The sequence below is a fragment of the Nonomuraea turkmeniaca genome, assembly GCF_005889735.1.
In the GTDB taxonomy this organism is placed as follows: Bacteria; Actinomycetota; Actinomycetes; order Streptosporangiales; family Streptosporangiaceae; genus Nonomuraea; species Nonomuraea turkmeniaca.
In genome coordinates, this window is the sequence record NZ_VCKY01000068.1 from 1 (window position 1) to 23,862 (window position 23,862).

The following is a 23,862-nucleotide window of genomic DNA, read 5'->3' on the forward strand; positions in this document are numbered from 1 at the left end:
GCACCCCTACAGCCACCCCCACGGCCACCCCCACGACGGCGAGCCCGCGGCCGACCATCACCCGGCCCACCATCCAGGTCCAGCTCAACCCCGACCGCGTCACGGCCGGCCAGACCTCCACGGTGTGGATCCTGGCCAACTGCCCCGTCCCGAGTGGCGGTCCCGCGCACACCGGCACCGCCACGTCCCGGGCGTTCGTCAGCGGTGCCTCGCTCAACCAGGTCCCCTCGGGCTCGAGCTCGCCCACGCCGACCAACGCCGCCAACGGCTCGCCATGGGTACGCGGCTCGGCCCAGGTCGGAGGGACGATCAGGCGCGGCACGTACACCGTCAACGTCAAGTGCGACGGCACCAACGACATGGGCACGGCCCGGCTCCGGGTCGTCTCGGGCGAGGCGCTGCCGACCAACGTGCCGACCAGGGCGCCCAGGGCCGGCGGCGGCGGCACGTACGCGCAGGACGCCGGCGACGAGTCCTCGATCCCGCTCGGTCCCGCGGGCGCGCTGATCGGCCTGGCGCTGGCCGCCGGCATCGGCTTCGCGGTCAAGCGTCGCAACCGGGCGTAACACGATGGCCCGCCCAGGACGGGTGGTGCTCGCGGGAGCCGTGACGGGCCTGCTGCTGTTCGCGTTCGGCAAGGGCATGCAGCAGACCACCACGCCTGTCGCGAACGTCGTGCCCGAGAGCATCGACATCCCCTCCATCGACGTCGAGGCGCCGCTGATGAAGCTCGGCCTGGAGAAGAACGGCGAGGTCCAGCTGCCGCCGTACGAGAAGCCCAAGATGGCCGGGTGGTATAAAGGCAGCGCGGTGCCCGGTGAGAAGGGCGCCTCGGTGATCATCGGCCACGTGGACACCAAGACGGCGCCGGCCGTGTTCTACAAGCTCAGGCAGTTACGCAAGGGTGAGACCGTGAAGGTCGAGCGTAGCGACGGCAAGACCGTGACGTACAAGGTCGACTCGATCGAGCAGGTGCACAAGGACAGCTTCCCGACCAGGCGCGTGTACGTCGAGGACGGGCTCAAGCTGGTGACCTGCGGCGGCAAGTTCGACTACGCCACGGGCGAATACCTGGACAACATCATCGTTTACGCTTCCGAGGTATGAGCCATCCGCCCGCGTCCGGCACGCGTGTGCCCTGGCACGAGGTGCATCCGGAGGTACGCGCGGCCGTCGAAGAGTTCCTCGGCGGGCGTGTGATCGAGGCGAGCACCCAACCAGGCGGGTTCTCGCCGGCGGCCGCGGTGCGGTTGCGTACCGAAGGAGGCAAGCGCGCCTTCGTCAAGGCCGTCGGCCCCGAGCCGAACCCCGACACCCCCGGGATCTACCGGTCCGAGCTCAAGATCGCCGCCGCGCTCCCCGAATCGGTGCCCGCGCCCCGCTTGCTGACCGGGTTGGAGTTGGCAGGCTGGGTGGTGCTGGTCTTCGAGGACGTCGAGGGCGCCCATCCGGAGCTGCCGTGGCGGCGTGATCAGCTCGACCGGGTGCTGAAAGCCGTCGAGAACATGTCGGCGGCGCTCACCCCCTCGCCGATCGACGCGCCGCGGATCGAGGAGGTGTTCGGGGCGAAGTTCGACGGCTGGCGCAAGCTGACGAAAGAGGACACCGCTGGGCTCGACCCGTGGGCGCTGCGCCACCTCGGCGAGCTGGCGGAGCTGGAGTCCGCATGGGTGCGGGGCGCCGCGGGTGACAGTCTGGTCCACGCCGACCTGCGGGCCGACAACATCCTGCTCACCGGCGACCGGATCTACATCGTGGACTGGCCGTGGGCGTGCCTGGGGCCGTCCTGGTTCGATGGGATGGGCCTGCTGATCTCGGTCGGCATGCAGGGCGGGCCGCCGCCTCACGAACTGTTCACCGACCCCGATCCGGCTGTCACGGCGGTCCTCGCCGCGCTCACCGGGTTTTTCGTGCGGCAGTCCCGGCAGCCGGACCCGCCGGGGATTCCCACGGTCAGGGAGTTCCAGCGCGCCCACGGTGTGGTCGCGCTCGACTGGTTGCGGCGGCGTACCGGCTGGTCGTGAGGATACGGCCGGGTGAGAGCCGCCCTGCGGGTAGGCTAATCAGTCGTGCTGGTCCTGGCCTTTGATACCGCGACGCCTGCTGTCACCGCCGCGCTCCACGACGGCGAGCGGGTGCTCGCCGAATCCACGACGATCGACGCCCGGCGCCATGGTGAGCTGCTCGTGCCCACCATCGAGCGGGTGCTGAGCGAGGCGGGCGCCGCGCTGCGCGACGTGACGGCCATTGTGGCGGGCAGCGGTCCCGGCCCCTACACCGGGCTGCGTGTCGGGCTGATGACCGCTCAGGGGCTCGCCACGACGCTGGGCGTGCCCGCGTACGGCATCTGCACGCTCGACGCGGTCGCCTACGGCAGCGGGCTCTCCGAGTCGTTCCTGGTGGCCACCGACGCGCGGCGCAAAGAGGTGTTCTGGGCGCGTTATGCGGACCTGCGCACCAGGCTCGACGGGCCCTTCGTGGATCGGCCCTCGGAGGTGCCGGTGGAGGGGCTGCCGGTCGTGGGAGCCGGAGCGGACCTTTATCGCGATATTTTCGGACCGAGCAGTTCTGGACCGGGCGACGTTCCGCCGTACCCCTACGCCGGCGCTCTGGCCTCGCTCGCGGCCGAACGGCTCGCGGGCGGCACCCCGCTCGACCCGCCTCGCCCGATCTACCTGCGCCGGCCCGACGCCGTGGCGCCGGGGGCGCCCAAGAGGGTGACGGCGTGAGGCTCAGGCCGATGACCGAGGCCGATCTGCCGGCGGTCATGGCGATCGAGCAGGCCACGTTCCCGCTCGACGCGTGGAGCGAGGGCATGATGCGCGGCGAGCTGGCCGACATGCCGCGCTCCCGCCACTACGTGGTGGCGCTGGTCGACGACGAGATCGTGGCCTACGCCGGGCTCGCCGCCGCGGCCGACCAGGCAGACGTGCAGACGATCGCGGTGCTGGAGAAACACCGGGGGACCGGCATCGGCAGCGCGATGCTGACCGAGCTGCTGGCCGAGGCGGGCCGCAGGGGAGCGCGGGAGATCTTCCTCGAGGTACGCGCCGACAACCCGCGCGCGCAGGCCGTTTACCGGCATTTCGGGTTCGAGGAGATCGGCACCCGCCACCGCTACTACGACGACGGCACCGACGCGATCATGATGAGAAGGAAGCTTGATGGCTGACGAACCACTGGTCCTGGGCATCGAGACGTCCTGCGACGAGACCGGCATCGGCATCGTCAGAGGCCACACGCTGCTGGCCAACACGATCGCCTCCAGCATGGAAGAGCACGCTCGGTTCGGCGGCGTGGTGCCCGAGGTCGCCTCCCGCGCCCACCTGGAGGCCATGACGCCGACCGTGGAGGCCGCGCTGGCCGAGGCCGGGCTGAAGTTCTCCGACATCGACGCCATCGCCGTCACCGCAGGACCTGGCCTCGCGGGCGCGCTGCTGGTCGGGGTCGCGGCGGCCAAGTCGTACGCGCTCGGGCTCGGCGTCCCGCTCTACGGCGTCAACCACCTGGCCGCGCACGTGGCCGTCGACCAGTTGGAGCACGGGCCGCTGCCCAAGCCGTGCCTCGCCATGCTGGTCTCCGGCGGGCACTCGTCGCTGCTGCTCGTGCCCGACGTGGCCGCGGACGTGATCTCGCTCGGGTCCACGGTGGACGATGCGGCGGGGGAGGCCTTCGACAAGGTGGCGCGGGTGCTGGGGTTGCCGTTCCCCGGCGGCCCGCACATCGACCGGGCCGCCCGCGACGGCTCCGGCACGGCCATCGTGTTCCCACGAGGGAAGATCGACGACGGCACGCTCGACTTCTCCTTCTCCGGGCTCAAGACGGCGGTGGCCCGCTGGATCGAGGCCCGCGAGGCGGCGGGCGAGTCCATCCACGTGCCCGACGTGGCCGCCTCCTTCCAGGAGGCCGTGGTCGACGTGCTGACCCGCAAGGCGTTGCAGGCGTGCCGGAAGTACGACGTGGCCGATCTGTTGATCGGCGGCGGCGTGGCGGCGAACTCGCGGCTGCGCGCGTTGGCCCAGGAGCGGTGCGACGCGGCCGGGGTGCGGCTGCGGGTGCCTCGTCCCGGGCTGTGCACCGACAACGGGGCCATGGTCGCCGCGCTGGGCTCCGACCTGGTCGCGGCCGGCATCACGCCCTCGAGCCTGGAGATCCCCGCCGACTCCTCCCTGCCGATCACCACGGTCCACGTCTGACGCCTGCCCGCCCTCACCCGGCCCGTCCTCACCCGGCCAGCCCTCACCCGGCACGCCTCCACTGACGCGCCCTCTCCCCACGCGCCCTCACCCGGCACGCCGCACCGGACCCGTGGGGCGTGGCCCGTGCGGGCGCGCCGGGCGTGTGGGAGGGCCGGGCGTGTGGGAGGCCGGCTGCGGGCGCGACCTCCCGCCGCTCAGTCCTTGGACCGGCTGGGCCGCAGCAGCGCCTCGGCCAGGGCCAGCATCGTCTCCTCCAGGGCGCTGAGGCGCTTGGTGAGATCGGTGGCCGCGGGCTCGACGATGCCGGTGACGGTCTGGGCCAGCTCGTCGCGGTCGGGACGGGACCGGACCAGGTCGGTCAGCGTGTCGGCGGCCGCGGCCAGGCGCGCGGCCTGCTCGCCGGCCTGCGACTGGAGCTCCGAGATGCCCAGAGCCGCGGGCAGCCGGTCCACGCTGTCGTTGACGGCCTCGATGCGGTCGTCCACCGCCTCCAGGTGAGCGCCGGCCTGCTCGGCGCGGGTGGCCAGGCCGTTCATGTGGGTGTCGAGCCCGTTGAAGCGGGTGTCGAGCCCACCGAGATGGCCGTCGATGGCGTCGAACCGGCCGCTCAGGTGCTCCTCGGCCTCGACCAGTCGCTCGTCGATGGCGTCCATCTGGCTGTCGAGCCGGTTGAAGCGGCCCTCGTTGCGGATGGCGGTCTCGCCCAGGCGCTGGTCGGTGGCGGCCACGCGCTCGTCGAGCGCGGTGAAGCGCGTGTCCATGCGTACGTCGAGCGCGTCGAAACGGTCGTGGTGCCTGCCCAGGTGGCCGTCCATGGTGCCCAGCCGCTTGTCCACGGCGCCGAGCCGGCCGTCCATGCCCGAGAGCCGCTTGTCGACGCCGCCCATCTTGCCATCGAGCCCGTCGAGCCTGGTGTCGATGTCGGCCAGGCACTCGTCGGTGGACTCCAACCGGCCGTCGAACCCGGTGAGCCTGGTGTCGAGCCCGAGCAGCCTTCCCTCGACCCGGTCGAGCCTGGAGTCCACGCCGTCGAGCCTGGCCGTCAGGCGCTGCTCGCTCTCGCCGAGTTGCACGGCCAGGTGCTGGTCGGCCTCGTCCAGGCGGGTGGTGACGCGCAGCTCGACGTCGGCCAGGCGGTCGTGGAGCTGCGCGTCGGCCTCCTTGAGGCGCACGGCGAGCCGCTCGTCCGCCGCGTCGAGCCGGTCGGCCAGCAACTGGTCCGTCTCCTCGAGCCGGGCGGACACGTGCCGGTCGCTCTCCTCCATGCGGGCCGTGAGCCGCTGGTCGGTCTCGTCGAGCTTGGCGGTGAGCCGCTGGTCGGTCTCGTCGAGCTTGGCGGTGAGGCGCTGGTCGGTCTCGTCCAGTTTGGCGGTGAGGCGGTGGTGGGTGTCGTCGAGCCTGATGGTGAGGCTCTGGTCGGTCTCGTCGAGCCGGGTGCTGAGCCGCTGGTCCGTTTCGCCCAGCCGGACGGTCAGGTGCTCGCCGGTCTCCTCCAGGCGTGTCGTCAGGCGCTGCTCGACCGCGTCGACCTTGCCGGCCACCTGTTCGGTCACGGCGGCCAGCCGGCCGGTGACGTCCTCTGCGAGGTCGCCGACCGCGGACTCCACGCGGTCGGTACGGGTGGCCAGCTCGGCCACCGACTTGTCGAGCCTGGTGAAGCGGCTGGCGGCGGCCTCCATGCTGGAGTTGAGGCCGGCCAGCATGGTGGCGAAATCGGACATGCCCTTGGTGATGCCATCGGTGGTGTCGAGCACGGACTGCAGGCGTTGGAGCGCTTCGTCGACGTTTTCCCCCACGGTGCCCAGGTCGGCCCAGAGGTTCGGCAGCTCCGTGATCGGGCCGACGCGGGCGTCCATGTGGCCCACCCGCTCGCCGACCGCGTCGACGTGGTCGCGTACCGCCTCCACGTGCTGAGCCAGACCCTCCGCCCACATCGGCGGTTTGGCGGCGATGTCCTCCAGCCGTCCGTTGACCGACTCCAGGGTGCCGCTCAGACCGCCCAGCTCGCGCTCGCGTACTTCGCGCAGCAGCCACTCCATGCCTTCGAGGCGCTGGCGGATCTCGTCGAGCACTGCGCCCTGCGTGCGCTGCTCGTACACATGGTCTTGGGCGGCGCGCTGGAGCAGGTCGCGCATCCTCTCGGAAATGGGGGAATGGCCTCCTGCCTGAAGAAGGGTGGTGTGATTGGAATTGTCCACCGAAAGGCTCCTTCGCGTCGCCGACGGTCTGCCGCGCAGCGGTGGGGTAGGTCCGGTTTGCAGATGAAAGAGCGAGAACGCGGGTAACCGCATCAGGGGGAGAACTCCCGCCCGCCCACCTTAGCCTTTCGATCAAGGTCCGTCAGGGCCGAATGGAAAGATCGCGGTTAACGGAAGAATGACCGGATTCCCTGTTCAGGCAGGTGGGGAGGTGTCGCAAATGAGGGCATATGGCCGCGCCATGATCCGCGTCAAGATGATTACCGCTGACTTTTCCCCACTGAGTCGCAAATCTGTGCGGAGGCGTTCGATGTCGAGGGCGGAGGCGCGCTTTTTGATGGTGACATTTCCGATTTGCCGCTCGCGGAGTGCTGCACGCAGCTTTTTTAGCGAGAACGGCATGATTTCATCGACTTCGTATCTCGCGGCCCACGGGGTGTCCACCGGCTCGTCGGCCGCGATGTACGCGACCAGCGGGTCGAGCAGGCGGCCGCCGACCAGCTCGGCCACCTCGCCCACGAGGTGCGCCCGGATCGCGGCGCCGTCGGGCTCGTAGATGTAGCGGCCCATCGCGCCGACCGCGGCCTTGACGTCGGTGGCGGTCATGGTGTGGCCGCCGGGCAGCAGCGTGGCGCGGCGGGTCGGCCGGCCACCGGTCCAGAGAGCGGCCTCCTTGACCTCGCCCTTGTACGAGACCCACTCGGCCTCCGCCTCCGCCGGGATGAACTCGTACGGGATCCCCGGTGCGACCTTGAGACAGGCCCGCTCGGCCCTGGCGACGAGGCCGAGCACCACGGGCCAGGGGGGCGAGTAAGCCAGGGGGTCGAACGTCCTTCCCCGGCCCGTCCGTCGTGCCGGATCGGCGAACAGCACGTCGTAGTCCTCCGGACGAACGGCGGCCGCCTCCCCCACGGTCACCGTCACCAGGCCGGCCAGCCCGAGCGCCTCGGCGTTGGCCCTGGCCACGGCGACGGTCAGGGGGTCGACGTCCACGGCCGTGACCGTGCAGCCGGCGCGGGCGAGTGCCAGGAGGTCGCCGCCGATGCCGCAGCAGGCGTCCACCACCGCGGCTCCGGCCAGGCGGCGGGCGCGGTGCTCGGCCACCTCCCTGCGCGTGGACTGCTCCAGGCCGTGGGGGGTGAAGTACATCATCGGGGCGTCGTCGCCGAACTTGGCCTTGGCGCGTATCCGCAGGCCTGCCTGCGTCAGGGCGGCCGAGGTGAGCGGGGCGTCATACGTTTTGCGCAGCTTCGTGGCGGCGGCGACCGGGTCCGCGCCGGCGAGCTCCCCGGCCTCGGCGAGCGCCCGTTGCCCGCGCGGTGTCAGAAGCTCGTTGAACGCGTCAAGGTCCACGTCACAGGACGTTATCGCCCCCACGAGCCCCACCGAGCCACTGCCCACGCCAACCACCACGCCGGTGCGCCCGCTGTCATGGACGGTGGCCGTCGCAGCCGGTGCGCTTTGTTGCCATGTCGGTGCGGTCCGGACGTTCGTCGGGGCGCTCGCTGAGGGAGTGTCCCGCACAGGAGCGGGTTTCCCCGGGCGCGTCACAGGGGTGCGGTGTCGCCCATCGAGAGGAGGAGCTTGCGCAGGAGACCGGCCAGGGCGTCGCGGTCGGTGGCGGACAGGCCGGACAGCAGGCGGTCCTCGTGGGCCGTGTGCCGCTCCAGCAGGTCGTTGGCCAGCCGTCGCCCTTCGTCCGTCAGCGTGACCAGCGTCATCCGCCGGTTCCCCGGGGCCGGTCGGCGGTCCACCAGTCCGCGCTCGACCAGGCGGTCCATCCGGTTGGTCAGCGCGCCCGGGCTGATCATGGCGGCCGCGGACAAGTCCTTCATGCACATGGTGGCGTCGTCGCCGCTCCTCAGGAGCGTGGTGAGCATGTCGAACTCCCACGCCTCAAGCCCGTGCTCGCCCAGGAACTCCTTGACCCCGCGCTCCAGCAGCCGCGACGCCCGCGACACCCGACCGATCACGCCCAGGGGGGACACGTCGACGTCGGGCCGGGTGCACGCCCACTGCCCGAGCATCGTGTCGACCGCGTCGTCCATGTCAGTAATCGTACGACATTGAAATGTTTGACGTCGTGCACTATGTTCTACATGGAAATGTTCAATGTCAAAATTTTTGAGGTGGGACAATGAAGGTTCTGGTTGCCGGAGCGACGGGTTACATCGGGACGGCCGTGGTGGAGCGCCTGGTCGAACGGGGGCATGAGGTGATCGCGTTCGTACGCCCGGCGGCCGGCGGGGGCAGACGGGTGCCGGCCGCGGTCGAGGAGCGCTACGGGGACCTCGCGGACGCCTCGACCCTGCAGGCCGCGATCACCGCCGACATCGACGCGATCGTGCACGCGGGCCAGCTGACCGGCGAGCAGGGCACCGACCTGGCGACCATCGCTGCCCTGGCCGGGTCGGGCAAGAAGGTCGTCTACGTGAGCGGCGTCTGGGTGCTCGGCGAGACCGACGGCGCGGACGAGGACAGCCCGGCGAACCCGATTCCGCTGGTGGCGTACCGGCCCGAGGTGGAACGGCTGGTGCTTGACGGCGGCGGCTCCGTGGTGCGGCCCGGCATCGTGTACGGGCGCGGCGCCGGCATCCCGGCACTCCTGCGAGGCCAAGCCGCCCAGCGCGGGACCGGCGTTTACGTCTCCGCCGGCGGCGAGACGCCGACGTGGACGTTCGTGCACGTGGACGATCTGGGCGAGCTGATCGTGACGGCGGTCGAGAAGGGCGGGGCGGCCATCTACCACGCGGTCAGCGAGGAGGCCGTGTCCGTGGCCACCGTGGCCGAGGCGGCGGCCAGGTCGGCCGGCGTCAAGGAGACGGCCGAGCCGTGGCCGCTCGAAGAGGCCGCGGGCCTGCTCGGGGAGGGATTCGCGCACGCGCTGTCGATCAGTCAGCGGGTCAGCGCCGCTCGCACCCGCGAGGCCCTCGGCTGGACTCCGGTCCGTCCCGGCGTCGTCGCCGACCTCGCGGAGGGTTCGTACGCCGAATAGCGGGCCTTATCGCTCTGAGCAGACGCGTTCGTGTTGACTGTCAAGCCCCTCTTGCATATGTTTCCTGTTGGCACTCTCCCCTTGAGAGTGCCAATGTGCGACGAGGCAGGTCTGACACCCGCGACGGCAGGCCCAGCTGGTCGCCTCTTCTGATCATTCAAATCTGAAGGGGAGGTCCGATCGTGACGACCGCCACTAAGGTTCCCGTTAAGCCGCTCGGCGACCGCATCGTGGTTCAGCCGCTTGAGGCTGAGCAGACGACCGCTTCCGGCCTGGTCATCCCGGACACCGCCAAGGAGAAGCCGCAAGAGGGCAAGGTCCTCGCGGTGGGCCCCGGCAACTGGGATGAGGACGGCGACAAGCGGATTCCGCTCGACGTCTCGGAGGGCGACATCGTCCTCTACAGCAAGTACGGCGGCACCGAGGTCAAGTACGGCGGCGAGGAGTACCTCGTGCTCTCCGCCCGCGACGTTCTCGCGATCATCGAGAAGTAAGCCGGATGTGTCGAGCCCCGGGCGCTCTTCAGGGCGACCGGGGCTTTCGACGCTAGGAGAGGACTTTCAGCAATGGCGAAGATCCTGGAGTTCGACGAGGATGCCCGCCGCGCGCTTGAGCGCGGCGTCAACGCCCTCGCGGACGCCGTGAAGGTAACCCTCGGCCCGCGTGGCCGCAACGTCGTCATCGACAAGAAGTTCGGTGCGCCGACGATCACGAACGACGGTGTGACCATCGCTCGTGAGATCGAGCTGGAGGAGCGCTACGAGAACCTCGGCGCCCAGCTCGCCAAGGAAGTGGCGACCAAGACCAACGACATCGCGGGTGACGGCACCACCACCGCGACCGTCCTGGCCCAGGCGATGGTCCGCGAGGGCCTGCGCAACGTCGCCGCCGGCGCCTCGCCGCTGTCGCTCAAGCGCGGCATCGACAAGGCCGCCAAGGAGATCAGCGACAAGCTGCTCGCCAGCGCCCGCCCGGTCGAGGACAAGAAGGAGATCGCGAACGTCGCCACGATCTCCGCGCAGGACGCGCAGATCGGCGACCTGATCGCCGAGGCGTTCGACAAGGTGGGCAAGGACGGTGTCCTCACCGTCGAAGAGTCCAACGCCATGGGCATGGAGCTCGAGTTCACCGAGGGCATGCAGTTCGACAAGGGTTACCTGTCGGCCTACATGGTGACCGACCCCGAGCGGATGGAGTCCGTCCTGGAGGACGCCTACATCCTGCTCACCCAGAGCAAGATCTCCTCCATCGCGGACTTCCTGCCGCTGCTGGAGAAGATCGCCCAGACGAAGAAGCCGCTGCTCGTGGTCGCCGAGGACGTCGAGGGCGAGGCCCTGGCCGTCCTGGTCACCAACAAGATCCGCGGCACGTTCACCTCCGTGGCCGTCAAGGCCCCGGGCTTCGGCGACCGCCGCAAGGCGATGCTGCAGGACATGGCCATCCTCACCGGCGGCCAGGTCGTCAGCGAGGAGATCGGCCTCAAGCTGGAGCACGTCGGCCTCGAGGTGCTCGGCCAGGCCCGCCGCATCGTGGTCACCAAGGACAACACCACGATCGTCGACGGTGCCGGTGACGCGGCGGCCATCGAGGACCGCGTCAAGGAGATCAGGCTCGCCATCGAGCAGTCCGACTCCGACTGGGACCGCGAGAAGCTGCAGGAGCGCCTGGCCAAGCTGGCCGGCGGTGTGTGCGTGCTGCGTGTCGGCGCCGCCACCGAGGTCGAGCTCAAGGAGAAGAAGCACCGTCTCGAGGACGCGATCTCCGCGACGCGCGCCGCGATCGAGGAGGGCATCGTCTCCGGCGGTGGCTCCGCGCTGATCCACGTCTCCAAGGAGCTCGGCGACCTCGGCCTGTCGGGCGACGAGGCCACGGGCGTCGGCGTGGTCCGGCGTGCGCTGGTCGAGCCGGCCCGCTGGATCGCCGAGAACGCCGGTCTCGAGGGCTACGTGGTCACCCACAAGGTCGCCGAGCTCGAGCCCGGTCACGGCCTCAACGCCGCGACCGGCGAATACGGCAACCTCATCGACCAGGGCGTCATCGACCCGGTGAAGGTCACGCGGTCGGCCGTGCAGAACGCGGCCTCGATCGCGGGCATGCTGCTCACCACCGAGGTGCTCGTGGTGGACAAGCCCGAGGAGGAGGCCCAGGCCGCAGGCCAGGGTCACGGTCACGGCCACGGCCACTGACCAGTTCCTTCGTCCGTACGGCCCGCACCCCTGGGGTGCGGGCCGTACGGCGTTCTAGTGCGGGCCGAGGTCCTCGAGACGTGACGTCAGGAACTCTCGTTCGGCCTCGTTCGTGGTGAGCTCCAGTGCCTTCCGGTACGCGGCCGACGCCTCCTCGGTGCGGCCGAGCCGCCGCAGCAGGTCCGCCTTGATCGCCGGCAGGTATTGGTAGCCCGCGAGCCGGGAGTCCGTCTCCAGCTCCTCGACCTCCGCCAGCGCCTGCGCCGGGCCGGTGACGCGGGCCAGGGCCACCGTGCGGTTCAGCGCCACCACCGGGGACGGCCACACCTCCAGCAACGCGTCGTACAGGGTCACGATCTGCGGCCAGTCCGTCCGGTCGTAGGCCGGCGCCTCGGCGTACAGGGACGCGATCGCGGCCTGCAGCACGTAGCGGCCCGGGAGCCCGCCGCGCAGGCCGTTCACGATCAGGTCGTGCGCCTCGGCGATCGCCGCCCGGTCCCATCGCGACCGATCCTGCTCCTCCAGCCGGAGCAACCGGCCGCGGGCGTCGACCCTGGTGGCCCGCCGGGCGTCGGTGACCAGCAGCAGGGCGAGCAGTCCCCACACCTCCCGCTCGTCGGGCATCAGCTCGCGCAGCATGCGGGCGAGGTGCAACGCCTGATCCATCAGGTCCGTACGCATCAGCGACGCGCCCGACGGCGCGGTGTACCCGGTGGTGAACAGCAGATGGATCACACCGAGCACCCCGCGCAGCCGGTCAGGCAACGCCGCCGCCATGCCCTACATCCCTATGTCGAACGGCGGGCGCGAATTCGACACCCCTCATCCGCGTACTCCGAAGGGATTGTCGATGACATACCGCCAGCGCCCGTCCTCCCCGCGGCGGGCGACGTCGGTGGCGGTGCCCTCGACGTGTACCGGCTGCCCGTCGCGGTCAGCACCCTCGATGACCCAGTCCACGATCAGCAGCGCGACGTCTCCCGTGGCGTAGACGTGCCGGAGCCGGACGTCGATCGGCGCTCCCAGGGCAACGAATGCCGCATTGGCGGCCTGCGCCTCCGACCCGTTCAGCGCGGTGCCCGGCTCGGGCACGAACACGGCTCCGCTCTCGTACACCTCGGCCACCGCCGCCGGATCGCCGCTGTTGAACCTCTCCGCGAACACCATCGGCACGTCCTCCGGCCGCTCCGCGAGCTCCCACATCGCAACGCACACCCTTCCAGCAGGTAAAAGTAGGGGGACGTGGCAACGCTAGGAGGCACCTTCGTGACTCACCAAACGGTTGGTCACCGTCACACGACCAGCCCGGGCCTGCCCGACGACCCGCGTGCGGCCGTCACCGTGCCCACGCCGTCCTGTCCGGTGGAGATCACCCTCGCGGCCCTGCGCGGCCGTTGGACGACCTTGGTGATCCGCGAGCTCCTGCAGGGCGGTCGCACCTTCACCGAGCTCCGCCAGGCGCTGCCCGCGCTGTCGGACAAGGTCCTGTCCGATCGGCTGGCACAACTCGCCGAAGCCGGCGTCGTGGACCGGCGCCGCGAGCCCGGCTGGCCGTCCCGCACCCACTACGGCCTGACCCCGCACGGCCGCCGCCTCGGCCCCGTCCTCCAGGCCCTCTGGGACTGGGGCGCCCGGCCGTCCTGACCCCGAGGCTGTCCGTACGCTGGTCGCGAGCCACACGTGAGGAGGCGGCCGAGTATGCGGTACGAGCGGGCGGTGCAGCGGTTGCGGATGCTGGCCGAGGCGTGTGACCAGACCAGGCGCGTGCCGGCGGCGGAGCCCTTCCTGCGTGCGGCGTATGTCTTCGGTGATCTCCTGGAGGGCGCCGACCCCATTGATCACATCGAGGCCGTCTTCGTCCTGAACCTGCCGCCGGAGGAGGTGAGCTGGGGGTCGCAACCGCCCGGCACCGCGTGGCTGGTCGACTTCCTGCGACTGGACCAGGGCGGCATCGCCTCCTACTGGCGGTCCTTCAGGGATCCGGTGTGGAACCACGCCATCCGGGGACCGGTCCGGTTCTGGTCGCTGAACGGGCCCGACAAGGGTGTGCTGGACGCGTTGGGCGAGCGTCGTTTCGATCGGCTGCGGCGGGTGACGGCCGACGCCGAGGAGGAGCGGACGCAGGTCGCCGGCGAGCTCGAGGCGGCTCTCGAGCACCTGCGTGCCGTGCATCGCCAGTACTGGGAGCGGCAGTGGCGGCGGGAGCACCGGGGGATCGGCCGGTATCCCGAGCACCACCTGTGGGAGGCGGTTCAGGGCTACCTGGAGCTGCTCGACGCCCGCGCTGAATGATCTGGTACGCCTGCCACCCCGGCGCTCCGCCGGATCGGGCACGGGTGGGCCACGTGCCGGTTCGGGCAGCAGATCATGCCGATGGTGGCGAACCGGCCGCCCTGCAGCCATTCCCCCCACTGCACGTCCACACCGCGCGGCAGCAGGTCCCTGGCGGCGGCCAGCCGGTCCTCCAAGGGGATGGGGTCGGGCGTGAGGAGCGTGTCGCGGATCTCGCCGTACGCGGCCGCGAGCCAGCCGACGGCCGCCTCGACGTCGTCGAAGCCGGCCGCGATCCGGGAGGCGGGCTTGGCCAGCCAATCGCCCGTCCGCATCGGCGGCAGGGTGGACGCCCGGAAGTCGGGCGAATCCGGCCGCCGCTCGGCCTCGTTGTCGCGATCGGCGCCGGCACCCGTCCACTGGTAGGCGTGCCAATGCATGACGATCCGCGCCTCCCGTCGAGCGCCGAGTCCCTTGTGTTGATTCCCGCCGCACGGCGCGGCACGCGGGCTGGTGGCGAGCCCGCGCCGGCGGGGATCATGGGCGGATGTCGTCTGTGGAGCAAGCGCGCCGGTTGTGGGCCGGCCTGGCCCGGGTCCCTGCCACGTTCCCCCTGCGTGGTGGGGTGAATGTCGTGGTCGCGCCCGAGTCGTCGTTGTGCCCGCCGGGGTGGGCGGGAGTCGTCGCGCTGGACGGGGCGGTCCTGGCGACCGTTCCCGACGCCGGCCTGATCGAGCCGTTGCGCGGCACGCTGGTCCGCCAGGTGCGGGAGGCCGATATCGATCTCGGATCGTTGCCGTCCCGGCTGTCCGCCGTGGAGGTCCTGGGCCCGGCCACGCTGGCGTACCTGGACGCCGAGGACTTCGTGCCCGCCCATGCGGAGGTAGAGAGGGTGCCTGTGGACCACCATGACGTTCGTGCGCTGATGGCGGCGGTGGAGAAGGCGGACGCGGATGAGAGCGGCCTGGAGGGGATCACCTCGCCGGCTTTCGTCGTCCGTGCGGGGCGGGACGTGGTTGCCGCCGCCGGCTACCGGTCATGGCTCGGTATGGCGGCGCACGTGTGCGTACTGACCGCTCCGGGGCACCGCGGCCGCGGCCTGGCGCGCGAGGCGGCCTCCGCGGCGGTCGCGGATGCGTTGGCGGGCGGCTTGTTGCCGCAGTGGAGGGCGCGTCCTGAGGTGTCGCGACGCGTCGCTCGAGCGCTCGGGTTCCGGGAGTCCGGCTCGCAGCTCAGCATCCTGCTCACGAGCTGATCATCCGGACATGGGGAGAAGTGGGGGAAAAGGTGGATTATTGGAGTAAACCGGGTCTGGGTGATAAGCGTCAGCAGTCTGACAATTGTCGCGCATTTCGGTTGTCTGGTGAAATATTATGTCGCGTAATAAGGCATAGTGTGGTCGGTTGATTACTGTTCGTTATCGACGCTTCAATGTGACCAATCCGTAGCCGTTCGCCATGACGACAGGCCGGATCAACGCGGGCATCATGCCTATCGTGAGCGAGGGAAGCGTCGCCGACGCCAAAATTGGGGTAAGGCTCGCGTCGAGACTTCCGGAACGGACGGATGGCTCCGACCTTAGGGAACTGACGAGCCTCGCCGTGCAGGGGGATCGCAGTGCGATCGAATCTCTGCTCGGTGAGTTGCGTCCGATGGTGGTGCGGTATTGCCGCGCCAGGCTGGGCAGGGTTACGGGGCAATATCACATTGCCGACGACGTTGCCCAGGAGGTGTGCATCGCGGTGTTGTCCGCGCTGCCGCGATACCGGGACATGGGGCGGCCTTTCGCGTCCTTCGTCTTCGGGATCGCCTCGCACAAGGTGGCCGATGCGCTGCGCAGTTCGGTGCGGTCGGCCGTACCGACGCAGGATCTGCCTGACGGCCCGGACGACGGGCCGGGGCCCGAGGAGACCGTGGTCCGCTACATCGAGGTCGAGCACGCGCGCCGGCTGCTGGCCAGGCTGCCCGAGAACCAGCGGGAATTGTTGCTCCTGCGAGTGGTCTCAGGGCTGTCGGCGGAGGAGACCGGTAATGTACTCGGCATGTCACCAGGTGCGGTCCGCGTTGCCCAGCATCGGGCACTTGCCAGGTTGCGGCAGATGGCGGAGCTGGAGTCGGCTTGACGCCAGAGGAGGAGACCGACGCGCTGTTGGATGCGCTCGGTCGTGGTGAGGATCCCCGAGGGGTCCATCGGAGCTCGATCCACCAGGGAGATCCGGCCGTGTGCGTGCTGGCCGCTCTTGTGGACGACGTTCTCGATGGTGGTCTCCGGCACTCCTCTCTGTTCGGTGTGGGCTCATCCGGGCGCGATGACGTCGGTCAGCGGCGTTCTTCCGTGTCGATGACGCCATCGACGTAGCCTCTGGCGTACTCCCAGGTGACGTAGTCGGCCGGGTCGGGATGGAAGGCCGGCTCGTGGACCTGAGGCTGGCCCTTCTCGATCATTTGTCGTAGGTTGCCGCGCAGCAGCTCCCAGTCGAAGAAGTGCTGCTCGCCGCATTCCGGGCAGTCGAGTACGAGACCCAGCACTCCCTGTGGTTCGAGCAAGGAGCAGAACACCTCGACGTCGGCGAGGTCGGTGATGGCCTCGTCACGCTCTTGTGCGGTGAGTGGCTCCGCGTCGTCGAGCGCGCCCATCGCCGAGGAAGGGTCGTTCGGGTCGTCCGCGAACGGGTCGCGGGGGACGTCTTCCAGCACCTTCCCACCATATGACCGATGCGGCCCAAGCGGAGAGTATTAGCTCAGCCATCCGCGCCGGGTGGCCTCCACGCCTGCGTGGAAACGCGACTGAGTGCCCAGCTCGGCCATGGCGTCGGCGAACCTGGCGCGTACCGTTCTGACCGACACTCCCAGCTGGCGGGCGATCGACTCGTCGCACATGCCCTGCGCAGCCAGGCGCAGGACCTGCACCATCCCGCCGCCCCTGCGGCCCCAGGGCAGGGGCACGGCTCGGGCCCACAGCTCGTCGAAGAGCGTGCGGAGCACGCCGACCATGATCGGGGTGCGGACGAGATAGAAGTTGTACGCGTGGTCGGGCAGGTTGCCGCCCCAGAACGCGGGCAGGCCCGCGACCTCCGGCCCGGCGGTCATGAACCAGCTCGGCACGTGGCGCAGCGTGCGTACCCTGCCACCGGACTCGGCGAGCTCGGTCAGCTGGTCGCGAACGCCGGGCAGCGTGAGAGTCGTTACCGGGATGACCGCGCGAACCGTGAGAAGTTTTCGTTTCTGCGCATCTATCCAAGGGTCCGCAAATTTACGGACAAAGTCAGTCATAGTCCGCTCATCTGGAATGGCAGTCAGCAATTCCATCCCCGGTGACTGGACGGCGATGCCCACCACGCTTTCGTACAGCACGTCCGCGCCGCTCGCCATTTCCACGGTGAAGGGGCCGCTCTGGTAGTCCCGGCCGGCGTCGTAATCGCGGATCAAGGTGCGGATCGAGCCGAGCGCGGAGTCGATCATCCGGCTCTCCTCGGCCAGCCGGTCCAGCCGCTCGGCGATCACCCGGCCGAGCGCGGCGGCAGGGTGCCTGGCCAGGTACTCCCCCGATTGTTCGTCGACCACGCCCAGCTTGACGAGGGCGTCGAGCTGGCGCCCTACCTTCTCCACCGGCCCGTCCATGGCCTGTGCGAGATCCGTACGCGTCGCTCGGTGCAGCCGCAGAATGGCCGTGTAGAGCGCACGCTGGGCTGGATCGAGGCCCAGCGTCTCGAAGGGGTCTGACCCGATGCGGGACTCGTTGCGCATTGTGGGCGGCTCCGTTGGGGGTTCACGGGCGTGTCGCGAGAATAACCCCGCATTCCCGTCGTGTCCGCTCCTTGCGCCGACTCGCCACCCCTGCGATGCAACTTCGTGCAATTGCACGTTTTCACCTTGCGATGTGCCGTTGAGTAACGCAGGATTTACTTAGCGTCGGCATCCTGAAGCACAGTGGTCGCGCCGCTCATCAGAACGCGGAGGGGGGTTCGGTGGTGCGTCGCGCCACCACGCGGATGCCGGTGGCCGGGGGATGGGACGGATCACCGACCGTCCCATCCCCCGGCACTTTTGATGCCGGGAGTACGACGGACCGTGGGGGTCATCGTCCTCCCGGCATCACGCAACGTGCCAGCCTCAGGGGGTGAGGCCGTAAACGCGCGTTTGGACGTAGGCCCTAGACTTGGTCCAATCAAAGCAACGGCAGAGGGGGCCGCAGCATGTCCAAGTTCACAGAAACGGGACTGACCTTCGACGACGTGCTGCTGGTGCCGGCCTATTCAGACCTGCAGCCGGGGGAAGCCGACACCAGATCCCGCCTGTCGCGCGGCATCTCGCTGTCCATCCCGCTGGTCTCGGCGGCCATGGACACCGTCACCGAGGCGCGCATGGCGGTCGCCATGGCCAGGCAGGGCGGCATCGGCATCCTCCATCGCAACCTGGCGGTCGAAGAGCAGGCGCAGCAGGTCGACCTGGTCAAACGGTCCGAGGCCGGGATGGTGACCAATCCGGTCACGTGCAGCCCGGACGACACGCTGGCCGACGTGGAGCGGTTGTGCGCGACGTACCGGATCTCCGGGGTGCCCGTGACGGACGTGTCGGGCACGCTCCTAGGCATCGTGACAAATCGCGACATGCGCTTCGAGACCGACCAGTCGCGGCCCGTACGCGAGGTCATGAGCAAGATGCCGCTCGTCACCGCCCCGGTAGGGGTGTCGCGGGACGACGCGTTCGCGCTGCTCAGGCAGAACAAGATCGAGAAGCTGCCCCTGGTCGACGCCGACGGCAGGCTGCGCGGCCTGATCACGGTCAAGGATTTCACCAAGAGCGAGCAATATCCGCTGTCCACCAAGGACGCTGACGGCCGCCTGATCGTGGGCGCGGCGGTGGGCGTCGGCGGTGACGCCGAGCAGCGTGCCAAGGCCCTGATCGAGGCAGGGGTGGACGTGGTGGTCGTGGACGTGGCCCACGGGCACTCCAAGGGCCTGGCCGACATGATCGGCAAGCTCAAGGCCAACAGCAAGGTCGAGGTCATCGGCGGCAACATCGCGACCAGGGCGGGCGCGCAGATGCTGGTCGACGCGGGCGCGGACGCGGTCAAGGTGGGCGTCGGGCCCGGCTCCATCTGCACCACCCGCGTGGTGGCCGGCGTGGGCGCGCCGCAGGTGACGGCCATCTACGAGGCGTCCAAGGCATGCGCGCCGGCGGGCATCCCGGTCATCGGCGACGGCGGCCTGCAGTATTCGGGCGACATCGTCAAGGCCATCGCGGCCGGCGCGGACACGGTCATGCTGGGCTCGCTGCTGGCCGGGTGCGAGGAGTCGCCCGGTGAGCTGATCTTCATCAACGGCAAGCAGTTCAAGTCGTACCGGGGCATGGGGTCGCTGGGCGCCGTACGCAACCGCGAGCGCGGCGGCGCCTCCTTCAGCAAGGACCGCTACGCGCAGGCCGACGTCGGCGGCGAGGACAAGTACATCCCTGAGGGCATCGAGGGCCAGGTGCCCTACCGCGGCCCGGTCGCGGCCGTCGCGCACCAGCTGGTCGGCGGGCTGCGCCAGGGCATGTGGTACGCCGGGTGCCGCACGATCGAGCAGATGCACACCGACTGCGAGCTCATGCCGATCACGGCGGCGGGTCTCACGGAGAGCCACCCCCACGACATCCAGATGACCGTGGAAGCTCCGAACTATCACAGAAGGTAAGTTCATGACTCAGCAGGTGGAGATCGGCCGGGGGAAGACCGGGCGGCGGGCGTACGCGCTTGACGAGATCGGCCTGGTGCCCTCGCGGCGCACTCGTGACCCGGAGGAGGTCTCGATCGCCTGGCAGATCGACGCTTACCGGTTCGAGCTGCCCGTGGTCGTCGCACCCATGGACAGCGTCGTGTCGCCGGCCACCGCGATCGAGATCGGGCGGCTCGGCGGCCTGGCCCCCCTCGACCTCGAAGGGCTCTGGACGCGGTACGAGGACCCGTTGCCGCTGCTGGAGGAGTGCGCCGCGCTCGACGTGGCGGCGGCCACCAAGCGGCTTCAGGAGATCTACACGGCGCCGATCAAGGAGGAGCTGATCGGGCGGCGCATCGAGGAGATCCGGGCCTCAGGGGTGACGACGGCCGTACGCCTGTCGCCGCAGCGCACGGTCCAATACCACAAGGCCGTGATCGACGCCGGCGTGGACATCTTCGTGATCCGCGGCACCACGGTCTCGGCCGAGCACGTGTCGGGGCGGGCCGAGCCGCTCAACCTCAAGCAGTTCATCTACGAGCTGGACGTGCCGGTCGTCGTGGGCGGCTGCGCCACGTACACGGCCGCCCTGCACCTGATGCGCACCGGCGCGGCCGGGGTGCTGGTGGGCTTCGGCGGCGGCGCCTCGCACACCACCCGTAACGTGCTGGGAGTGGCGGTGCCGATGGCCACCGCGATCTCGGACGTCGCCGCGGCGCGGCGCGACTACATGGACGAGTCCGGCGGACGGTACGTCCACGTGATCGCCGACGGCGGCATGGGCACCTCGGGGGACATCGCGAAGGCGATCGCGTGCGGGGCGGACGCCGTGATGGTGGGCTCGCCGCTGGCACGGGCCGCCGAGGCGCCGGGGCACGGGTTCCACTGGGGGTCGGAGGCGCACCACCCGGATCTGCCCAGGGGGCGGCGGGTCGAGTTCGGGACGGTGGGGACGCTGGCGCAGATCCTGCACGGGCCGTCCAGCGTGGCGGACGGCTCGATGAACCTGATGGGGGCGCTCAAGCGGACCATGGCGTCCACCGGTTACTCCGACATCAAGGAGTTCCAGCGGGTCGAGGTCGTGGTGGCGCCGACCCAGCGTTAATTCTGGCCGGCCCGCGCTTCCGAGGGTGGGCCAGGCAGTTCAGTCCCAGGGCTTCCAGGCGTCCGTGGGGATCTCGATCCCGATCGGGTCCGGCAAGGTGATCGTCTCGCCGATGGTCCAGGTCTCTTTGTGGAGGTAGGCGACTGAGGCCTGGTCGGGGATCGAGTAAAGGGTGACGCTTGAGACGGCCGGGTCGAGGTCGATGAGCAGGTAGTAGGGGATCTCGGCTCGCGCGTATCCACACCACTTGCCCTTGTCCGCCTGCTTGCCGGTCGGGGGTCGGTCCCGTTTTGCAGTCGAGGGGGACGTCACTTCGACGACCATTTCGGCTTGGTCAGTGATCAGGTGCATCTGACCCAGCCTCAACGCCTCCTGCATGACCTCGGTGTCCAGGATGGTGACGTCCGGAATGTAAGCGTTCTCCTCGGCGACGAAGTTCAGCCCGTTGCCGACGAGGCTGCGCCACCGGTAGGACGCGTCCATACGCGCGCGACCGATGATCTCGGTGATCTCCGAGCAGATGACTTGGTGCATTAGGCGGGGGCCGGGGGACACGACGATCTCTCCATCGATGATTTCGACTCGGCTGCCGTCGTGTGGAATGTGGAGATAGTCGTGGAGCTCACCGTCAACCCACATCTGATAGGGCGAGCTAGGCAGGACGACCTCATGCGGGGTAATGACAGCGATGGTCACTTTTTGTGACTCCTCTCTCACGATCCGCTCCCATCATCGTAGAGATCCCCTCACTGACTGTACTCGGATTACTGCAAGGCGTTGCTTTTATCCCATATCTGCGCCCCCCTGCGGCCCCTAGGGTAAGTCCGAGGATGTCTAGTTGAGGGGATGGCGGATGGCGGCGCGGGCGGGGTTGACGGCTGAGCGGGTGACGCGGGCGGCGGCTGAGCTGGCCGATGAGGTCGGGTTCGACAACGTGACCGTGTCCGCGCTCGCCCGCAGGTTCGGCGTCAAGGACGCGAGCCTGTACTCGCACGTCAAGAACCTGCAGGACCTGCGGACCAGGGTCGCGATCCAGGCGGCCGGCGAGATGGTGGATCTGATCGCCGAGGCGGTGGCGGGACGGGCGGGGAAGGACGCGCTGGCGGCGTTCGCCGGCGCCTATCGTGCGTACGCGCTGCGCCACCCCGGTCGCTACGCGGCGACGCAGAGCAAGCTGGACCCGGCCGCCGTCGCCGACACCACGGTCTACCGGCGTACCGGCGAGCTGACGTACGGGATGTTGCGAGGCTACGGCCTTGAGGAGCCCGACCTGACCGACGCCGTGCGGCTGCTCCGCAGCACCTTCCACGGATATGCCAGCCTGGAGGCCACGGGCGGCTTCGCACACGCGAGAGACCTGAACACGTCCTGGGATCGAGCCATCGACGCTCTGCACGTGCTGCTGGAGAACTGGCCGACGAAAGCGTCAGGATGACGACGGCGACGTCGCGAGTGCCGAGCCGTTCTAGGAGGTCCGTGGCAGCGGCCCACGCCTTGCCGGCGCCGGCCGGCGTCTTCGACGGGATCGCCGGCGCGCTCGCTCGCGCTGGTCAGTCGCCGGCCTCTGCACCGAGCGGCCGGAGGAGTTCCGGCGGCAGCCTGGTCGCGTGCTTCTTGATCTGGACGCGTAGTGTTTCGGCTATGGAATCCGTAGAGGAGAGAATTGCCCGGCTTGAGCGGCAGGTGGCGGATCTTCAGCGTTATCTCGGCATCGATCCCGAGCGCGAGAACGCCGACGGACCGTTCCTGCCGCCGGAGTTCTACGAGGCTCTGCGGAGGGGAAAGAAGATCTTGGCGATCAAGATCTACCGGGAACAGACCGGAGCCTCCCTGCTGGAGGCCAAGAACACGGTGGACACGATGGCGCTCCAGCAGCGCTGAGGCGGTTCCATGCCCGAGGTCGAGCGGGTGTTCCGCGAGGAGTACGGCCGGGCCGTGGCCGTGCTCGTGCGTGCCTTCGGGGACATCGACGTGGCCGAGGAGGCGGTGCAGGAGGCCTTCGCGGTCGCGGTGCGGCGGTGGCCGGTGGACGGGGTGCCGCCCAGCCCGGCGGGGTGGATCATCACCACCGCGCGCAACAAGGCCCTCGACCGGCTGCGCAGGGAGTCGGCGCGGCAGGACAAGCACGCGCAGGCCGCGCTGCTGCACGCACAGCAGGCCCCTCCTTCGGAGGAGGGAGCCGTACCCGACGATCGGCTGCGGCTGATCTTCACCTGCTGCCATCCCGCGCTCGCGCCCCACGTCCAGGTCGCGCTGACGTTGCGGTTGCTCGGCGGGCTGACGACGGCGGAGATCGCGCGGGCGTTCCTGGTGCCCGAGCCGACCATGGCGCAACGGCTGGTCAGGGCCAAGAGCAAGATCCGCGGTGCGAAGATCCCGTACCGGGTGCCGGCGGAGGGCGATCTCCCCGGGCGGCTGCGGGCCGTGCTGGCCGTGGTCTATCTGATCTTCAACGAGGGGTACGCGGCCAGCTCCGGCGAGCGGCTCGTCCGTGCGGAGTTGTGCGCGGAGGCCATCAGACTCGGGCGGCTGGTGGCATCGCTCATGCCCGGCGAGCCCGAGGTCATGGGGCTGCTCGCGCTCATGTTGCTCATCGAGTCGCGGCGGGCTGCCCGTACGGGGCCGGCGGGTGAGCTGGTGCCGCTGGCCGAGCAGGATCGGGGGGCGTGGGACCGCGGGCTTGTCGAGGAGGGGCAGGCCCTCGTCCGGAGCTGTCTGCGGATCGACCGGCCGGGACCGTACCAGATCCAGGCCGCCATCAACGCCGTGCACAGCGACGCGCCGAGCGCGGCGGACACCGACTGGGCTCAGATCGTGCAGTTGTACGATCAGCTGCTGACGTTCGACCCGAGCCCGGTCGTGGCCCTGCACCGGGCGGTGGCGGTGGCCGAGTCGGACGGGCCCGAGAAGGCGTTGGCCCTGGTCGACGGGCTCGACGTGCCGAGCTATCACCTGTTCCACGCCGTACGGGCCGACTTGTTGCGGCGGCTGGGCCGGCACGAGGAGGCGGCCCAGGCGTACGAGGCGGCCATCGCCGGGGCGGGCAACGAGGTGGAGCGCGATTTCCTGCTGCGCAGACGTGAGGGAGTGGCGGGAGCGTAGCGACCAGAGCGGGGCGTGAGGGAGTGGCGTCGGCTGGAGGAGCGGCGGGAGCGTAGCGACCAGAGCGGGGGAAGACGACGGCATAGGGCGACCGAGCCCGCCTCACG

General features: G+C 69.7%; 27 protein-coding genes. 18 read left to right on the forward strand and 9 right to left on the reverse strand.

The window, feature by feature from the left end; all coding sequences use genetic code 11:
* The 6 genes from ETD86_RS55280 to tsaD all read left to right on the forward strand — a co-directional run.
* Window positions 1-566, forward strand: a 566-nt coding sequence (locus ETD86_RS55280) for a hypothetical protein (protein WP_211370202.1), incomplete at its 5' end; no start/stop codon positions are given.
* A 4-nt stretch (window positions 567-570) separates the two neighbouring features.
* Window positions 571-1,107 carry a class F sortase gene (locus ETD86_RS21000; protein ID WP_246148049.1) on the forward strand — a complete coding sequence of 179 codons (537 nt, stop codon included), beginning with the start codon at window positions 571-573 and terminating at the stop codon, window positions 1,105-1,107.
* Window positions 1,104-2,024 carry an aminoglycoside phosphotransferase family protein gene (locus ETD86_RS21005; RefSeq protein ID WP_138667857.1) on the forward strand — a complete coding sequence of 307 codons (921 nt, stop codon included), beginning with the start codon at window positions 1,104-1,106 and terminating at the stop codon, window positions 2,022-2,024. Before ETD86_RS21000 ends, ETD86_RS21005 begins: the two co-directional genes overlap by 4 nt.
* 45 nt (window positions 2,025-2,069) lie before the next feature.
* A complete protein-coding gene (gene tsaB, locus ETD86_RS21010) occupies window positions 2,070-2,729 on the forward strand; it encodes a tRNA (adenosine(37)-N6)-threonylcarbamoyltransferase complex dimerization subunit type 1 TsaB (protein WP_138667858.1) in 660 nt (219 codons plus the stop codon).
* A gap of 11 nt (window positions 2,730-2,740) precedes the next feature.
* The gene (gene rimI / locus ETD86_RS21015; protein WP_138667859.1) at window positions 2,741-3,172 is read left to right on the forward strand and encodes a ribosomal protein S18-alanine N-acetyltransferase; all 432 of its coding nucleotides are present in this window, start codon (window positions 2,741-2,743) and stop codon (window positions 3,170-3,172) included.
* A complete protein-coding gene (gene tsaD / locus ETD86_RS21020; protein WP_138667860.1) occupies window positions 3,165-4,196 on the forward strand; it encodes a tRNA (adenosine(37)-N6)-threonylcarbamoyltransferase complex transferase subunit TsaD in 1,032 nt (343 codons plus the stop codon). Before rimI ends, tsaD begins: the two co-directional genes overlap by 8 nt.
* Window positions 4,197-4,393: 197 nt before the next feature.
* On the opposite strand, the gene ETD86_RS21025 is transcribed toward tsaD, so the two are convergent.
* The 3 genes from ETD86_RS21025 to ETD86_RS21035 all read right to left on the reverse strand — a co-directional run bounded on the left by ETD86_RS21025 (window position 4,394) and on the right by ETD86_RS21035 (window position 8,445).
* The gene (locus ETD86_RS21025) at window positions 4,394-6,334 is read right to left on the reverse strand and encodes a hypothetical protein (RefSeq protein WP_138667861.1); all 1,941 of its coding nucleotides are present in this window, start codon (window positions 6,332-6,334) and stop codon (window positions 4,394-4,396) included.
* A 258-nt stretch (window positions 6,335-6,592) separates the two neighbouring features.
* Window positions 6,593-7,750 (reverse strand): class I SAM-dependent methyltransferase, encoded by a 1,158-nt coding sequence (locus tag ETD86_RS21030; RefSeq protein WP_138667862.1) that lies wholly within the window; start codon window positions 7,748-7,750, stop codon window positions 6,593-6,595.
* A gap of 194 nt (window positions 7,751-7,944) precedes the next feature.
* Window positions 7,945-8,445, reverse strand: coding sequence for a MarR family winged helix-turn-helix transcriptional regulator (locus tag ETD86_RS21035; protein WP_138667863.1), 501 nt, complete (start codon window positions 8,443-8,445; stop codon window positions 7,945-7,947).
* Between the two features lie 89 nt (window positions 8,446-8,534).
* Between ETD86_RS21035 and ETD86_RS21040 the strand changes: the two genes are divergently transcribed.
* The 3 genes from ETD86_RS21040 to groL all read left to right on the forward strand — a co-directional run bounded on the left by ETD86_RS21040 (window position 8,535) and on the right by groL (window position 11,578).
* Entirely contained in the window at window positions 8,535-9,392 is an 858-nt protein-coding gene (locus tag ETD86_RS21040; RefSeq protein WP_138667864.1) for an NAD-dependent epimerase/dehydratase family protein, read from the forward strand.
* 182 nt (window positions 9,393-9,574) lie between these two features.
* Window positions 9,575-9,886: a co-chaperone GroES gene (gene groES / locus ETD86_RS21045; protein WP_043623565.1), complete on the forward strand. Its 312-nt coding sequence runs from the start codon at window positions 9,575-9,577 to the stop codon at window positions 9,884-9,886.
* Window positions 9,887-9,958: 72 nt separating this feature from the next.
* Window positions 9,959-11,578 (forward strand): chaperonin GroEL, encoded by a 1,620-nt coding sequence (groL, locus tag ETD86_RS21050; protein WP_138667865.1) that lies wholly within the window; start codon window positions 9,959-9,961, stop codon window positions 11,576-11,578.
* A gap of 54 nt (window positions 11,579-11,632) precedes the next feature.
* Here groL and ETD86_RS21055 read toward each other — a convergent pair whose 3' ends face one another.
* Together ETD86_RS21055 and ETD86_RS21060 are read right to left on the reverse strand one after the other, a co-directional pair.
* A complete protein-coding gene (locus ETD86_RS21055) occupies window positions 11,633-12,355 on the reverse strand; it encodes an RNA polymerase sigma factor (protein WP_211370203.1) in 723 nt (240 codons plus the stop codon).
* A 45-nt stretch (window positions 12,356-12,400) separates the two neighbouring features.
* The gene (locus ETD86_RS21060) at window positions 12,401-12,781 is read right to left on the reverse strand and encodes a YybH family protein (RefSeq protein ID WP_138667866.1); all 381 of its coding nucleotides are present in this window, start codon (window positions 12,779-12,781) and stop codon (window positions 12,401-12,403) included.
* Window positions 12,782-12,844: 63 nt separating this feature from the next.
* On the opposite strand from ETD86_RS21060, the gene ETD86_RS21065 reads away from it, so the two are divergent.
* Window positions 12,845-13,222, forward strand: coding sequence for a winged helix-turn-helix transcriptional regulator (locus tag ETD86_RS21065; RefSeq protein WP_138667867.1), 378 nt, complete (start codon window positions 12,845-12,847; stop codon window positions 13,220-13,222).
* A gap of 54 nt (window positions 13,223-13,276) precedes the next feature.
* A complete protein-coding gene (locus ETD86_RS21070; protein ID WP_138667868.1) occupies window positions 13,277-13,870 on the forward strand; it encodes a DUF7711 family protein in 594 nt (197 codons plus the stop codon).
* Here the strand turns inward: ETD86_RS21070 and ETD86_RS21075 are convergent.
* Entirely contained in the window at window positions 13,837-14,289 is a 453-nt protein-coding gene (locus tag ETD86_RS21075; RefSeq protein WP_138667869.1) for a hypothetical protein, read from the reverse strand. The genes ETD86_RS21070 and ETD86_RS21075 overlap by 34 nt on opposite strands.
* A 107-nt stretch (window positions 14,290-14,396) precedes the next feature.
* Between ETD86_RS21075 and ETD86_RS21080 the strand changes: the two genes are divergently transcribed.
* Window positions 14,397-15,104 (forward strand): GNAT family N-acetyltransferase, encoded by a 708-nt coding sequence (locus tag ETD86_RS21080; RefSeq protein ID WP_138667870.1) that lies wholly within the window; start codon window positions 14,397-14,399, stop codon window positions 15,102-15,104.
* Window positions 15,105-15,306: 202 nt separating this feature from the next.
* Complete coding sequence (locus ETD86_RS21085) at window positions 15,307-15,972, forward strand: sigma-70 family RNA polymerase sigma factor (RefSeq protein ID WP_246148050.1); 666 nt, start codon at window positions 15,307-15,309, stop codon at window positions 15,970-15,972.
* 196 nt (window positions 15,973-16,168) lie between these two features.
* Here ETD86_RS21085 and ETD86_RS21090 read toward each other — a convergent pair whose 3' ends face one another.
* The gene (locus ETD86_RS21090; RefSeq protein WP_138667871.1) at window positions 16,169-16,546 is read right to left on the reverse strand and encodes a DUF5319 domain-containing protein; all 378 of its coding nucleotides are present in this window, start codon (window positions 16,544-16,546) and stop codon (window positions 16,169-16,171) included.
* Window positions 16,547-16,585: 39 nt separating this feature from the next.
* Complete coding sequence (locus tag ETD86_RS21095; RefSeq protein ID WP_138667872.1) at window positions 16,586-17,596, reverse strand: helix-turn-helix transcriptional regulator; 1,011 nt, start codon at window positions 17,594-17,596, stop codon at window positions 16,586-16,588.
* Between the two features lie 449 nt (window positions 17,597-18,045).
* Between ETD86_RS21095 and guaB the strand changes: the two genes are divergently transcribed.
* Entirely contained in the window at window positions 18,046-19,527 is a 1,482-nt protein-coding gene (gene guaB / locus ETD86_RS21100; protein WP_138667873.1) for an IMP dehydrogenase, read from the forward strand.
* A 4-nt stretch (window positions 19,528-19,531) separates the two neighbouring features.
* Window positions 19,532-20,653, forward strand: coding sequence for a GuaB3 family IMP dehydrogenase-related protein (locus tag ETD86_RS21105; protein WP_211370204.1), 1,122 nt, complete (start codon window positions 19,532-19,534; stop codon window positions 20,651-20,653).
* A gap of 39 nt (window positions 20,654-20,692) precedes the next feature.
* On the opposite strand, the gene ETD86_RS21110 is transcribed toward ETD86_RS21105, so the two are convergent.
* Window positions 20,693-21,349, reverse strand: coding sequence for a Uma2 family endonuclease (locus ETD86_RS21110; RefSeq protein WP_138667874.1), 657 nt, complete (start codon window positions 21,347-21,349; stop codon window positions 20,693-20,695).
* A 157-nt stretch (window positions 21,350-21,506) separates the two neighbouring features.
* Here ETD86_RS21110 and ETD86_RS21115 point away from each other — a divergent pair, with 157 nt between their 5' ends.
* Genes ETD86_RS21115 through ETD86_RS21125 form a run of 3 tightly spaced genes read left to right on the forward strand, consistent with a single transcriptional unit; the run spans window position 21,507 to window position 23,755 of the window.
* Complete coding sequence (locus ETD86_RS21115) at window positions 21,507-22,088, forward strand: TetR/AcrR family transcriptional regulator (protein WP_138667896.1); 582 nt, start codon at window positions 21,507-21,509, stop codon at window positions 22,086-22,088.
* Window positions 22,089-22,129: 41 nt separating this feature from the next.
* Window positions 22,130-22,534 (forward strand): hypothetical protein, encoded by a 405-nt coding sequence (locus ETD86_RS55285; protein ID WP_170223183.1) that lies wholly within the window; start codon window positions 22,130-22,132, stop codon window positions 22,532-22,534.
* Between the two features lie 9 nt (window positions 22,535-22,543).
* Complete coding sequence (locus tag ETD86_RS21125; protein WP_138667876.1) at window positions 22,544-23,755, forward strand: RNA polymerase sigma factor; 1,212 nt, start codon at window positions 22,544-22,546, stop codon at window positions 23,753-23,755.
* Window positions 23,756-23,862 lie beyond the last annotated feature (107 nt).